The organism is Halomonas sp. BLK-85 (assembly GCF_044792155.1).
Taxonomy (GTDB): domain Bacteria; phylum Pseudomonadota; class Gammaproteobacteria; order Pseudomonadales; family Halomonadaceae; genus Vreelandella.
Genome location: NZ_CP087731.1, coordinates 559,433 through 572,911 on the forward strand (window position 1 = coordinate 559,433; position 13,479 = coordinate 572,911).

Annotated in this window: 10 protein-coding genes; 7 read left to right on the forward strand and 3 right to left on the reverse strand. The window is 57.4% G+C overall.

Annotation, left to right across the window (positions count from 1 at the left end; all coding sequences use genetic code 11):
• Positions 1–38 precede the first annotated feature (38 nt).
• The 5 genes from LL947_RS02455 to LL947_RS02475 all read left to right on the forward strand — a co-directional run bounded on the left by LL947_RS02455 (position 39) and on the right by LL947_RS02475 (position 4,907).
• Positions 39–827: a slipin family protein gene (locus LL947_RS02455; protein ID WP_499833841.1), complete on the forward strand. Its 789-nt coding sequence runs from the start codon at positions 39–41 to the stop codon at positions 825–827.
• Positions 824–1,729 (forward strand): DMT family transporter, encoded by a 906-nt coding sequence (locus LL947_RS02460; RefSeq protein WP_290823455.1) that lies wholly within the window; start codon positions 824–826, stop codon positions 1,727–1,729. Before LL947_RS02455 ends, LL947_RS02460 begins: the two co-directional genes overlap by 4 nt.
• 399 nt (positions 1,730–2,128) lie before the next feature.
• Complete coding sequence (locus LL947_RS02465; RefSeq protein WP_499833842.1) at positions 2,129–3,619, forward strand: SulP family inorganic anion transporter; 1,491 nt, start codon at positions 2,129–2,131, stop codon at positions 3,617–3,619.
• A gap of 26 nt (positions 3,620–3,645) precedes the next feature.
• Entirely contained in the window at positions 3,646–4,506 is an 861-nt protein-coding gene (locus tag LL947_RS02470; RefSeq protein WP_499833843.1) for a universal stress protein, read from the forward strand.
• Positions 4,507–4,565: 59 nt separating this feature from the next.
• Entirely contained in the window at positions 4,566–4,907 is a 342-nt protein-coding gene (locus LL947_RS02475; RefSeq protein ID WP_404416020.1) for a TraR/DksA family transcriptional regulator, read from the forward strand.
• A gap of 127 nt (positions 4,908–5,034) precedes the next feature.
• Here LL947_RS02475 and tnpC read toward each other — a convergent pair whose 3' ends face one another.
• From tnpC to tnpA, 3 genes are all read right to left on the reverse strand, one after another.
• On the reverse strand, positions 5,035–6,600 hold the full coding sequence (gene tnpC / locus LL947_RS02480; protein ID WP_499833844.1) for an IS66 family transposase: 1,566 nt from the start codon (positions 6,598–6,600) through the stop codon (positions 5,035–5,037).
• 75 nt (positions 6,601–6,675) lie between these two features.
• On the reverse strand, positions 6,676–7,011 hold the full coding sequence (gene tnpB / locus LL947_RS02485; protein ID WP_499833845.1) for an IS66 family insertion sequence element accessory protein TnpB: 336 nt from the start codon (positions 7,009–7,011) through the stop codon (positions 6,676–6,678).
• Positions 7,008–7,382, reverse strand: a complete 375-nt coding sequence (gene tnpA / locus LL947_RS02490; RefSeq protein ID WP_499833846.1) for an IS66-like element accessory protein TnpA — start codon at positions 7,380–7,382, stop codon at positions 7,008–7,010. The genes tnpB and tnpA overlap by 4 nt, the downstream gene beginning before the upstream one ends.
• Positions 7,383–7,826: 444 nt before the next feature.
• Between tnpA and LL947_RS02495 the strand changes: the two genes are divergently transcribed.
• Together LL947_RS02495 and LL947_RS02500 are read left to right on the forward strand one after the other, a co-directional pair.
• Positions 7,827–9,368, forward strand: a complete 1,542-nt coding sequence (locus LL947_RS02495; protein ID WP_499833847.1) for a helicase HerA-like domain-containing protein — start codon at positions 7,827–7,829, stop codon at positions 9,366–9,368.
• 387 nt (positions 9,369–9,755) lie between these two features.
• The gene (locus LL947_RS02500; RefSeq protein WP_499833848.1) at positions 9,756–13,463 is read left to right on the forward strand and encodes an ATP-binding protein; all 3,708 of its coding nucleotides are present in this window, start codon (positions 9,756–9,758) and stop codon (positions 13,461–13,463) included.
• Positions 13,464–13,479 lie beyond the last annotated feature (16 nt).

Consider the following 13,479-nt stretch of genomic DNA (forward strand, 5'->3'; position numbering starts at 1 on the left):
CCACTGATAGAAAATGCAAAACACAGACGAGGTGTCCGATGATTTTTTCCTATCTTGTTCCTGTTGTGCTGCTGGTGCTGCTGCTGGCAGCATCCATTCGCATTCTGCCGGAGTATAAACGCGGGGTCGTCTTCTTTCTGGGGCGCTATCAGAAGGTCAAGGGGCCGGGTCTGATCATCATTATTCCCGGTATCCAGAAAATGGAAGTGGTCGATCTGCGTGTGATCACCATGGACGTCCCCGAGCAGGATGTAATTTCCCAGGATAACGTCACGGTAAAGGTCAATGCCGTGCTCTACTTCCGGGTGGTTGATCCGGAAAAAGCCATCATTCAGGTGGAGAATTTCACCCAGGCAACTAGCCAGCTGGCGCAGACCACGCTACGTTCGGTACTGGGTAAGCATGACCTGGATGAAATGCTGTCCGAGCGCGATAAGCTTAACGATGATATCCAGGAAATCATTGATTCCCAGACTGAGGAATGGGGCATCAAGGTGGCCAACGTCGAGATCAAGCACGTTGATCTGGATGAGAGCATGATCCGCGCCATTGCCCGCCAGGCCGAGGCTGAGCGTGAACGGCGCGCCAAGGTGATCCACGCGGAAGGGGAACTGCAGGCCTCGCGCAAACTGGTGGAAGCCGCTAACGTCATGCAGGAAAACTCTGCTGCCCTGCAGCTGCGTTACTTGCAAACCATGAGTGATATGAGTAACAAGAACGCTTCAACCATTGTCTTCCCCTTGCCGATGGACATCATGGAGGCGTTCAAGCATATGAAAACAAAGCATGCACCTGAGGCATCCCAGCCTGATAGCGGCAGTCAATGACCGCCGAGCAGAGTCTGTCGCGCCGCCAGCAAGGCCTTTTGATGACCGCTGGCGGCGCCCTGATCATTTCTCCTGATGCGCTACTGATCAAGCTGATCAATCTGCCAGACAGCGATATCCTGCTGTGGCGCGGATTACTGACGGCGCTGGGTTTTGCCATGATTGTCGCGCTGCGCCAGGGGCGTGGTTTTTTTGATGCGTACTACCGCTGCGGCGTTGTAGGGATAGGTGTGGCGGTGCTGTTCAGCCTGTCAACCTTTGGCTTTGTGCTGGGCAACCAGTACACCAAGGGTGGCAATGTGCTGATGATTTTGGCCGGTGCCCCCCTCATCGCTGCCGCGTTGTCCAGGGTCTTTCTGCATGAACGCCTGCCGTTACGTACCTGGGTTGCGATTGGCTTATGTCTGATGGGCACCTCCCTGATTGTGCTGGATGATGCTGGCGCAGGCTCCTGGAAAGGTAATGCCTTTGCCTTGCTGGCTGCCATCAGCCTGGCGGCCAATTTCACCCTGTGCCGAGCACGGTCCGGGGTGGATATGAGCCCTATGCTGACTCTGGCTGGCCTGATAGTTGCTCTGGTGGCTTTTGTGGCCAGTGGTGTTGGAGCGGGGCTTTCGGCTGTGCCCGCCATGAGTGTTGTCTGGCTGGTGGTGCTGTGCCTGATGCTGTTACCGCTCGGGTTCACCCTGATCCAGCGCGGGCCCTTGTATTTGCCTGCCGCTGACGTCGGGCTCTTGATGCTCTCTGAAGTGGTAGTGGGTACGGTCTGGGTGTGGCTGATTCTCAACGAACGTCCGGCGCCCGTGGCCCTGGTGGGCGGTGCTATTGTGATCGGCACCCTGGTGGCCAAGGGGTTGATCGACCGCCGAATCGAGATGCGACAGCGCAGCAGGATGCAGTAACGGCTATTTGCTGCTAGTATCATTCGCCTTTCGTTGACGCTGTGGGCAACCCTTGCCCAGCGTTGGCTTCATACGGCACAAATGGCATCCATGATGGCACCCGCTTTTCGCGATACTGTTTTTTTCAAGACAGCGCTTTCAGGGTTGATGACTCCACCCTAGCGTTTTCCTTCCTTTGCAAGCAATGCCTGCCTGGCGTTCACTGCGCTGTCACGGCGGTATGCCACGCTTGCGCCTAAAAACTGGCTTCTGCCCGAACGTCTGGCATTCGCCCAATCCGTTGGCTCGTCTTCATCCTGTGTGCTTTTTGCTAAGCCGTTTAACGCGACCTTGATACGTCTTTGCAAAGGCAGTGTCATCGGTCGCCTTCATCACCGTTTGATAATCCTGGACCCCCTGATGTACGAAAAATTCAAACTTTCCTGGCTCTCCAACCTTAAGGGCGACACGCTTTCTGGTCTTGTGGTCGCACTGGCGCTGATTCCCGAAGCGATTGCCTTCTCGATTATTGCCGGCGTTGATCCCAAGGTCGGCCTTTATGCCTCTTTTGCCATCTGTGTGATTATCGCCTTCACGGGTGGCCGCTCAGGCATGATCTCCGCCGCCACCGGTGCCATGGCGCTGTTGATGATCACCCTGGTCAAGGAGCACGGGCTGGAGTACCTGCTGGCAGCGACCTTGCTGACAGGGGTGCTGCAGATTATCGCCGGTTACCTGCGTCTGGCGGATCTGATGCGCTTTGTATCGCGTTCGGTGGTCACCGGTTTTGTCAACGCCCTGGCGATCCTGATCTTTATGGCCCAGCTGCCGGAACTGACCGGTGTTACCTGGCATGTCTATGCCATGACGCTGGCTGGCCTGGCGATTATTTACGGTTTTCCCTATCTGCCGGTAGTAGGCAGGGCGATTCCTTCCCCCCTGGTGTGCATCGTTGTGTTGACCGCGGTTTATATGTTGACCGGCATGGAAATCCGCAGCGTGGGTGATATGGGCGATCTGCCCGATACGTTACCGGTATTTCTGTGGCCAGACGTGCCGCTGAACCTTGAAACCCTGATGATCATCCTGCCCTATTCGGTCATGCTGGCCGTGGTGGGGCTGCTGGAGTCAATGATGACAGCCACCATCGTCGATGACCTGACCGATACCAAAAGCGACAAGAACCGCGAGTGTAAAGGCCAGGGAATTGCCAATATCGGTTCCGGCCTGATCGGCGGTATGGCCGGTTGCGCGATGATTGGCCAATCGGTAATCAATATCAAATCCGGCGGTCGTCGGCGTACGTCCACCCTGATTGCCGGTATTGCCCTGCTGATGATGGTGGTGTTTCTGGCAGACTGGGTCTCGCAGATTCCCATGGCCGCCCTGGTGGCGGTGATGATCATGGTCTCGATCGGTACCTTCAGCTGGGAATCGATCCGTGATCTGAAAAAGCATCCGATGAGCACCAACATGGTCATGCTGGCGACCGTTGCCGTTACCGTAGGGACGCATAATCTGGCGATCGGTGTTTTTGTCGGCGTGTTACTGGCGGCAATGAACTTTGCCAACAAGGTCGGTAATATTCTGTACATTGGTTCAAAAGAAATTCAGCCGGGCGTTGAGCGCGAATACGAGATCGTCGGCCAGGTATTCTTTGCCTCCTCTGAAACCTTTACCGCCGCCTTTGATTTCAAAGAAAGTCTCGACAAAGTCACGATCAACCTGACCCGCGCCCACTTCTGGGATATTACCGCCGTGCAGGCGCTGGACAGGGTGGTGATCAAGTTCCGCCGCGAAGGTACCGAGGTCGAGATGATTGGCCTGAACGAAGCCAGTGCCACCATCGTTGATCGCTATGCGGTGCACGATGATCCTGAAGCCGTCGAAAAACTGATGGGTGGCCACTAAGCCACCCTACAGCCAAGGAGTGTGAGATGTCAGATCATGTAATGGCCGCCATTGACGGTTCCAGTTTTTCAGAAAACGTCTGTGATTACGCCGCCTGGGCCAGCCTGGCGCTGGAGGCGCCACTTTCGTTTGTACATGTGGTGGATAACCACTCGGACGTGCCGGATGACGCAAATCTTTCCGGTAACCTGCGCTTTGGTGCCCGTGAACGCCTGATGAAAGAGCTTTCCGACCTTGACGAAAAGCGTGCCAAGGTCAACCGAGAGCAGGGCAAGCTGATGCTGGATGCCGCCCGCGAGCGGGCGATTGCCAATGGGGTCAGCGACCCGCATACCCGCCAGCGCAACGGCACTTTGGTGGAAACCCTGGTTGAACTGGAAAAGGATGTGCGCTTGCTGGTAATGGGCAAGCGCGGTGAACAGGCAGACCAGGCCACAGGGCACCTGGGATCCAACCTTGAACGTGTGGTGCGTGAAATGCACCGCCCCATCCTGATGGTGCCGAGTGCCAAGTTCAAAACGCCAGAAAGCGTGATGATGGCCTTTGATGGCAGCAAGACCGCCCGCAAGGGCGTCGAGATGTTGGCCAAAAGCCCGCTGTTTAACGCCGCCGTTTGCCATGTGGTGATTATCGGCGCGGATACCGCTGAAAACCGCTCCCAGCTGGAATGGGCGCTGGCCACTCTGCGCGACGGCGGTCATGATGCCGACGGTGCCATCCGCGCCGGTGATGTCGAAGCCACCCTGCATGCCTATGAGCAGGAAAACGCCATCGATATGGTGGTGATGGGCGCCTACGGACACTCACGTATCCGCCATCTGCTGATCGGTAGCACCACCACTGAAATGCTGCGTAAAAGTCATATCCCGGTGCTGATTCTGCGCTAGCCATTTCACAGCAGTCTGAAAACGCGGTAACCATACTGGCGCTTGATAAGGAGGCACCAATGAACCATCCGCAACTGGATATGGCGGCGATCCAGCGCAAACTGCTGGCGCTGCGCGAAGAGCTGCAGGCCGAAAGTGCAAGCAGTGAATCCTCACGCGATACGGTGGTGCTGGATCAGACGTCGGTGGGACGTTTGTCACGTATGGACGCCATGCAAGCCCAAGCCATGGCCAAGGCCGAGGAAGAGCGTCGGCAGCGGCGGCTCACGTTGATCAGTGGGGCCTTGGTGCGTATCGAACAGGAAGAGTTCGGCGAATGCATTGAATGCGGCGAGTGGATTGGAGCCAGGCGGATTGAGTGGGATCCGCTGGTGCTCAAGTGCATCGATTGCGCCAGCTGAGCATGGTTTAAGGCCAGCCTGGAAGGACAAAGGGTTAACATTTGAGTCCATGGACGGGTGAGGTGGTTTTTTTAATGAAAGTGGGGTTTATACTCTTATCAGTAGTTTGAATGTAAGCGTCCGGTGATCACACCTTGTCAGGTATAGTCGGCTTCCAGTTGTGGGGTAATAGCTCATCGATGGCGTTGTTTTTCTGTGTCGGCAACCGAGTCAGTACATCCTTCAGATAAGCATAGGGATCAAGCCCGTTTAGCTTCGCTGTCTGGATCAGTGTCATGACCGCCGCCGCACGTTGGCCACTACGCAGTGACCCTGCGAACAGCCAGTTGGAACGACCTAGCGCCCAGGGCCGGATCTGGTTTTCCACCCAGTTGTTGTCGATAGGTACAGAGCCATCATCAAGGTAGCGCGTCAGCGCTTCCCACCGTTTGAGACTGTAATCCAACGCTTTGGCGGTGCCGGAGCCATCCGGTACCTTCTGGCGATGCGACAGCATCCATTGATGCAGCGCATCAGCGATTGGTTTGGCTCTGGTTTGACGGATTTCTCGCCGCTTATCCGGTGACAGATCTTTGGTTTCCCGTTCGATCTCGTAGAGTCCGCCGATGGTTTCCAGGGCCTTGGCCGCCAGTTCGCTCTTATTGGTGTCGTGCAGGTCGTAGAACTTGCGCCGGGCATGAGCCATGCAACCGATTTCGGTAATGCCGTTACCGAACCCGGCCTTGTAACCGGCGTAGTCGTCACAGACCAGTTTGCCCTGCCAGTCACCCAGGAAGGTTCGAGCATGTTCGCCCGCACGACTGGGAGCGAAGTCATAAACCGTGGCGCTCAGGTCCGAGAACGATGGGGTGCAGTAGGCCCAGACGTAGGCTTTGTGGGTTTTCTTCTTGCCTGGGACCAGCATGCTGACCGGGGTTTCATCGGCGTGCAGAACGCTGTGCTCCAGCAGGGCATGTCTCAGCGCATCCGCCAGGGGCTGCAACTGCACACCACAGGCACCGACCCATTCGGCCAGCGTAGAGCGCGGTATTTCCAGGCCGGCACGGCCGAAGATACGTTCCTGACGGTACAGTGGCAGATGGTCCGCGTATTTGGCCACCAGCACCTGGGCCAGCAGACCGGCGGTGGGAATACCCTTGTCGATTACCTGCGGTGGTACCGGCGCCTGGATCAGGGTTTCGCACTCGTCGCAGGCCCACTTGCCACGGATATGACGCTCCACCGTGAACTCGCCCGGGACGTAATCCAGCTTCTCGCTGACGTCCTCACCGATGCGTTTGAGTTGGCAGCCACACTGGCACTGAGTATTGTCCGGTTCGTGGTGGATCAGGATACGGGGCAGTTCTGGTGGCAGTGAGGTCCGCTTGGGTGTTTGCTTTGGCCGAGCCGCTTTCTGCTCGTCGGTCATCGCCTGATCCAGCTCAGCTTCGATCGAGGCCAGGTCGCTGTCGATCAGTTCATCCAGCAGTTTTCCCTGAACTGCGTCCAGTTGCTCGCTGCGCCGAGCGTACTTGTGACGCTTGAGGATGGCGACTTCGTGGGTCAGCTTCTCGATGATGGCATTACTGCACACCAACTCTCGTTCCTTCCGGCCCAGGATTTGATCCTTGGCATCCAAAGAGTCCATGAGTTCCGTTGCCAGGGCACGGAGCTGATCGGCAGAGAGTTGGTTGATATCGGGGCGCTGAGACATGCCCGATAGTATGCCAAGCCCATGAGCTGCAAGCGATTCGCAATTCTGGTTATAGCGGTGCTACGGCACTTGTGGTTACAGGATGGAGATGACGCCGTCGGCCCCAAGGCGTTGCCATGGTAGTCCCTGAACCAGGGCGGCCAACTGTTCTTCGGTCAGGCACAGTTGGCTACCGCGCCAAGGTTCACCCCAATGGAACTTACCCCTATTCAACCGGCGAGCACAGAGCCATATGCCGAGACCGTCGTGGATCAGTACTTTCATCCGGTTGCCCCGCTTGTTGGCGAATAAATAGGCGCAATGGGGTCTGGCCGAACCGAAGACCTGAATAACACGGGCCAAGGCCTTGTCGGGCCCTGCCCGCATGTCCAGTGGTTCAGTGGCCAGCCAGATCTCATCGATGCGGATCATCCTAACAGGTCCCGTAACAGAGCCACACACTGATGGGCCTGCTCCGCCGGCCACTCCACCACGATCGGACCACCGGCGCGGGGAATCTCAATACGGATGGTATTACGCTTGTCCGAGGCCAACTGGTTGCCCGGTAAAGAGGTTGCCGCAGGCAGATTAACCGGAACAAATCCCGGTGTTGCTGGTATTTGATCATGCCGCTGCGCTTCTCTCATCCAGCGTCGGACCATGTTCGCGTTGAGGCCGTTATCCAGCGAGATCCGGGAAATGGAGACGCCGGGTTCCAGGCACTGGGCAACAATTTGGGCTTTGAACTCCCGGGAAAACCGGCGACGTCGTTGGTAGGGCCTGGATACGCTTAATTCGTTCATGCTAAGTGTCCACTAAAAAATAAGTGGACACTATCTTGACGGCGGTAGCGCCTGGCTCAAGATGAGATCACCGGACGCTTACGTTTGAATTAGCAGTTTGACATTTAGTTGAGTCTCAGGCGATTACATTAAAGAGTGTTTAGGGTCTGTTGACGTTTCATCACGGCCGCGACATAGGTCCTTTTGGTGCGGAACAAGGCGTGAGGAGCGTGGTTGGGTGGCTCCCAATCAGTGACGAACAACGCAGGGCTGTGCCAAAAGGGTCCTGTCCCTTCGGGTTGCGCGCCAAAGAACGCCATGCGGCGTTGCGTCACTCGGTAAGGGCACCACCATTGCCGTCGTGTCGCGCCTTGCCTGACGCCCTTTGGCGCAGCAACGCGGTTCGCGATGAAACGTCAACAGACCCTAGTAAACCCAATGATCATTGAATAGAGGGAACGAACTGTGAATGATGGAATTTTGATAGGGGGTGGTGGCGTCGATTATGCCGAGCCGCAGTACCTTGGCCTTAAATACGCCAATCGGCATGGTCTCATCGCCGGCGCAACGGGCACAGGTAAAACCGTCACCCTGCAGATCATGGCCGAGAGCTTTTCTGATGCAGGCGTGCCAGTTTTCGTGACGGATGCCAAGGGCGATCTGTCGGGCCTGGCCAACGCTGGCAGCGTAAGCGCCAAACTTCATGAACCCTTTGTCAAACGCACCAACACCATAGGCTTTAAGACCTTTAGCTATCAGCGCTACCCGGTCACCTTCTGGGATCTTTATGGCAAGCAAGGCCACCCCATTCGCACTACAGTTGCCGAAATGGGGCCGCTGCTGATCTCACGCATGCTGGAGTTGACTGACGCTCAGGAAGGTATTGTCAATATCGCCTTTCGGGTGTCAGATCAGGAAGGTATGCCGCTGCTTGATCTCAAGGACTTTCAGGCGCTGCTTGTCTGGATCGGTGAAAACCGGGCAACGCTCGCCTTGCGCTACGGTAATATCTCCACTGCCTCTATTGGCGCGATTCAGCGTCGGCTTCTGGTGCTTGAAAATCAGGGCGGCGCTGAGCTGTTCGGTGAGCCAGCGCTGGCGCTCAGTGACATCATGGCAACGGCACCTGACGGGCGTGGGAACGTTAATATTCTCGCGGCTGATGTCTTGATGAACGCACCCAAGCTCTATTCAACCTTTCTTTTATGGCTGTTATCGGAGCTGTTTGAAGAACTGCCTGAGGTGGGCAACCCCGACAAACCCAAGATGGTGATGTTCTTTGATGAAGCCCATCTGTTGTTTGACGGTGCGCCCAAGGTACTGATTGACAAGGTTGAACAGGTGGTGCGGCTGATCCGTTCCAAGGGCGTTGGCGTGTATTTCATCACCCAAAACCCTGATGACGTGCCCGAGGATATCCTTGGCCAGCTGGGTAACCGTATGCAGCATGCGCTGCGCGCTTTTACTGCGCGCGACAAGAAAGCTCTGCGTCTTGCTGCCGAGACATACCGCGAGAATCCGCGGTTTGATATTGAAGAAGCGATTCGCGAGGTGGGCGTGGGCGAGGCGGTCACCTCGTTTTTACAAAACATGGGCGTGCCGGGTATTGCCGAGCGCACCTTGATCCGGCCACCGTCATCACAGCTTGGGCCGATCACGGACGAGGAACGGCGAGAATTAATGCGCCATTCGCCGATAGCAGGCAAATATGAAGCCAAAATCGATCGTCACTCGGCCTTTGAAATGCTTGCCGAGCGCGCTGAACAAGCGGCGGCTGAGGCAGAACGCGCCGAAAGCGAAGAGGAAGAAGCGCAGGCCCACGAACGAGAATACAAGGAAAGCCGCCGTTACAGCGGCAGCCGTGTCGCTCGCTCCAGTTCTCGTAGCACCCGCAAGAGCGATAGCTTTGGTGCAAAGCTGACAAAAACAGTGGTCAGAGAGCTTGCAGGCACCACGGGTCGGCGTATTGTGCGTGGCATTCTGGGGGGCTTGTTTCGTGGCCGCTAAAGGAGTTAAAGCGGTGTCAATTTGATAAACTCAAATGCGGATGTGAAGCAACGTAATATTTAAAGACAACAGTACAGAAACAAGTAAAGAAACACGTAACGTTAATGGCGGTCAGGCCCCCTTGGATGTTTCAACAGACACTGGGCCTGGCCGCTTGGCTTTTGGCGCCTTCCGCCCGAGCATGCGCGAAATCGATGGTGAATGCCTGACAAAGTAAAGGTTCTATCTTCAGCTGATTGCCAATGATGCGCTGAGTCCTTTGGCCTAATCAGCAATCAAGCGGCTATTCTTTCTCAGTGTTTGAAAACAGCAGAAATGGGTAGCCGTTTTTTTTAGGCTCATCACGATCATGTTATTCTGCCAGGATAAAACAAACAGGGATGCGGCATGGCTCACTTACTGCGTATCGTGATGATTCACGGCCATCTCGACGGCGTGGTCGAGTTAAGTCTGGAGGGTCACACCAATATCTGCGGCACCAACGCCTCCGGCAAGACCACCCTGCAGCGGCTGGTGCCGGTGTTCTATGGCGAACTGCCCAACCGGGTGGTGCCCAAAACGCGCATGAAATTCGATGCGTTCTACCTGCCCAACAGCAACAGCTACCTTGTGTATGAATATCGCCGCGAAGCGGGCAGCCTGTGTCAGGTGGTGCTGACACGGGGAACAAATGGCGGTGTTGAATACCGTTTTGTGGCCGCGCCTTATCGGCCGGTGGATTACCTGCTGGAAAGTGAAGGCAGGGTGGAAGCCCGCGACTACGCACAATGGCTGAATAGTTTGCGTCTCAACGGTACTGCCACCTCCAGCAAGCTCACGGCCACTTCGGAATACCGCGCGGTGATTCAGAACGACTTCACTCCGATTCCCGGCCTTGCCTCCCACGGCAACCGCAAAGAGGCACTCAGGCTACGTCAGATGGCCGCCCAGTTCAGCCTGGTGAAACCGGAACACCGCATTCGCCATATGGAAAAGCTGGTCTCGGCGGTGCATGCCAAAGAGGGCAAGATGGATACCCTCAAAACCATGCTGGCGGCGATTTTCGAAGAAGACGGCGTGGAACTGCCGGTCACCCGGATTCGCAGCAACAAGGCGCGGGACTGGATCGGCCAGATGCGCCAGTCCATGCGTCTGGCGCCCTTGCAGCAGGCACTGGCCGAGCTGCACGACACTGATGCGGAGCTGGCCCGTCTTGAGGCCATGTTGTGGCAGCTCAAGCCCCAGCTGAGTGCCGATCAGCAGCGCACGGAAAGCCAGGCAGCGGATTCTGAAGCCGCAATCAAAGCGCACAAAACCGCCTTCAAGGAACAGCAGGAAGCCTATGAAACGGCGCGCGATGCGTTAAACGACCAGCTCAGTGCCAAGGAAAGTCAGCGCAAGCAGGCCGAGCGCAGCCTGGAAGACCTTCAACAGCGCTATGAAGCCTACGAAGACGCCGATATGCCCGCGCTTGAGCGCGATCTGCAGGCGTTGCCGCAACAGCGCGAAAAGCACCAGCAGCTGAAAGAACACCTGATGCTGATGGAAGAAGCCGCCGAGGCCAGCCAGGCGCGTAAAGATGCCCGTTTGCGCGAATTGGGCGATACCCTGGCCCGCCAGAGCGAAGAAATTCAGGCCCAGATGGACGCCGTGGGTGAAGAGCAGGCGCAACGCCGTGAAGCCCACTGGAACGACCAGCAGCGCCTGACCGAAGGTTACCAGCAACAACGCCAGGCGCTGGACGCCCGTTTTCAGGAGCGTTTGTCGGAAGGCGTGGCGCACCTGGCCATGCTCAGGGCGGCACTGGAACATCAAGGCCCCAGCCGCGAAGAAAGCGCCGAGGCTGACCTGGCCCAGGCGCGGCTGGACCAGGCACAAAGCACGCTCAGCGCCGCCCGTGATGATCACACCAGCCTGCGGCTGGAACTGGATACCCATAAGCGGGCCCGTGAACAGGCCGATAGCGCCTTCAATGCTGCCCGCCAGCAGCTGGCGCTCGCTCAGGAACACAGCCGCGAACTGCATCGCCAGAAAGACCCGGAACAGGGCAGTCTACGCCACTTTCTGCGTTTTCATCGCCCCGGCTGGGAGCACAACCTCGGCAAGGTGCTGGCCTCTGACTTGCTGGAGCGCCGCGACCTGGCCCCAGCGCTGCTGGAAGCCGACAACACCGTCCATCACACCCCCGAAAACGAAAGCCTGTATGGCCTGCACGTTAACCTGAATGCCATCGCACTGCCTGATTACGCCCAGGATGAAGCCAGCCTGCTGGCTGCCATCGAGGCCGCTGAGGCCGCCGTTGTGCAGGCGGAGGCTGACGTTGACGCTCAGGAAAAAAGCCTGCGTCGTTACACTGATAAGGTAACCCAGGCCGAGCAGGCCCTGAGCAAGGCGCGCCTGGCGGTGACCAGCGCCGAAGAAGAACGAGACTATGCGCAACAGGCGCGCCACCAGCTGCAGGAGCGCCATGCCAACGCCCAGCAGCAGCGCCGGGCAGAGCAGCAAACCGCCCTGGCCGAGCAAGAGGCGGTGCAACAGGCCCTGCAAGAAGAACAGCAGGAAGCCCAGGCTCAGCTGGAAGCCACCCATCAAGCCGAGCTGCTTGAACTCAAAGCCGATGCCCAAAACCAGCAGGACAGCCTGAGTGCGCGTTTGCAACAGCATAAACAGCAGCTGAACGAACTGAAAAGTGAACACCAGCGCCAGTGCAAGGAGCTGGAACAGGCCTTTGATAAAGAATTAGCCGACAGCGGCGTTGATCCGGTCACCCTGCGTGATACCCGTCAGCGGCTGCAGCAGCTGGAAACGCATATTCGCCAGACGGCGGCCCGCCAGGAAGAACTGGAAAACTACCAGCGGTTTATGCGCGTGGAGTGGGGGCAGCAAAAGCCGGAACTGATTGAACAGCTGAGTGAACTGACCCGCAGCTGTGATGAACTCAAACGCGAGCAGAAAAACCAGCAGCAGGTCTTCAAGGCCACCCAGGCGAGCCATCGTCAGGCGCTCAGCAGATTGCAGGAGACCTATCAACAGGCCCAGGTGCTGCTGGAAGAGCTTAAACCGTTGTTAAAACAGTTGGATGAGCTGGCCTTGAGCGCGGATGCCACGCCTCAACAGGAGGCACCGGGAGACGTCAGTGAACGCCTGGCGCGCGCCCGCCAGGCCCTCAAACAGCGGGCAGAGGCCCGCGATACCCTGCGCAAGGGCTGTCAGGAAGTGGAAAGCCAGCTGATCAAGGGCGCCAGCAGCGGGTTTGTCGAGATGCTGGAAGGCGAACGCGACAAGCTACCCGATAAGGAAGACCCGCGTCGGCTACTGCCGCTGCTCGCGGCTATGCTCAAGCTGCTGGAAGACCAGCAACAGCAGCTGGTGCAGCAGGGGCGCAACATCGGCGATGATCTGGTCAAGTTCTTTACCGTCTTCCGTGACCTTAACCGCCGCATCAGTGCCCAGAGCCGTCGGCTGTCTGATGAAGTGGCGGACGATCTGCGCCTGGAAGGCATCACCAAGGCCGAGGTGCAGATCCAGTCAACCATCGACGAGCTGGGCTTTTGGGAGCCGCTCAAGGACTTCGCTCAGCGCTATCAGCACTGGATGCAGGCGGGCTATACCCTGCCCAGCGATGACTATCTGGATGCCCTGGCGGATGTGGTCGATCTGCTGCGCCATGATCAGCAATACAGCTTTGAAAGCCTGCTGCGCCTGGAGTTGCACCTCAACGAAGGCGGCGCGGATCTGATTATCCGTAATGATCGCCAGCTGCTGGAATCCTCCAGCCATGGCATGGCCTACCTGATTCTGTGCAAGTTTCTGCTGGCCTTCACCCGGCTGCTGCGCGGCAAGGCCGAGATCGCCATCCACTGGCCGATTGATGAAATTGGCACCCTGGCCTACCACAACGTCGAGAAACTGTTTGAGGCCTGCAACAGCAACCGCATCCATATTGTCGGTGCCTTCCCCAACCCGGAATCGGACGTGCTGATGCTGTTCCACCACCGTTACCTGATTGAACGCGACGCCGATGATAAGGAGATCCGCCGCCTGAAACGCATTGAGCCGCGCCTTAGCCCGCTGGCCGCGCGCATCAAGGCACGGAGTGAGGAGGTAGCCTCATGAGTGAGATAAATTCGCC

Excerpts from the sequence above, each read along its gene's own strand:
- LL947_RS02500 (WP_499833848.1), top strand. The coding sequence starts at position 9,756 with ATGGCTCACTTACTGCGTATCGTGATGATTCACGGCCATCTCGACGGC.
- LL947_RS02465 (WP_499833842.1), top strand. The coding sequence starts at position 2,129 with ATGTACGAAAAATTCAAACTTTCCTGGCTCTCCAACCTTAAGGGCGAC.
- LL947_RS02460 (WP_290823455.1), top strand. The coding sequence starts at position 824 with ATGACCGCCGAGCAGAGTCTGTCGCGCCGCCAGCAAGGCCTTTTGATG.
- LL947_RS02475 (WP_404416020.1), top strand. The coding sequence starts at position 4,566 with ATGAACCATCCGCAACTGGATATGGCGGCGATCCAGCGCAAACTGCTG.
- tnpA (WP_499833846.1), bottom strand. The coding sequence starts at position 7,382 with ATGAACGAATTAAGCGTATCCAGGCCCTACCAACGACGTCGCCGGTTT.
- tnpC (WP_499833844.1), bottom strand. The coding sequence starts at position 6,600 with ATGTCTCAGCGCCCCGATATCAACCAACTCTCTGCCGATCAGCTCCGT.
- LL947_RS02470 (WP_499833843.1), top strand. The coding sequence starts at position 3,646 with ATGTCAGATCATGTAATGGCCGCCATTGACGGTTCCAGTTTTTCAGAA.
- LL947_RS02455 (WP_499833841.1), top strand. The coding sequence starts at position 39 with ATGATTTTTTCCTATCTTGTTCCTGTTGTGCTGCTGGTGCTGCTGCTG.
- tnpB (WP_499833845.1), bottom strand. The coding sequence starts at position 7,011 with ATGATCCGCATCGATGAGATCTGGCTGGCCACTGAACCACTGGACATG.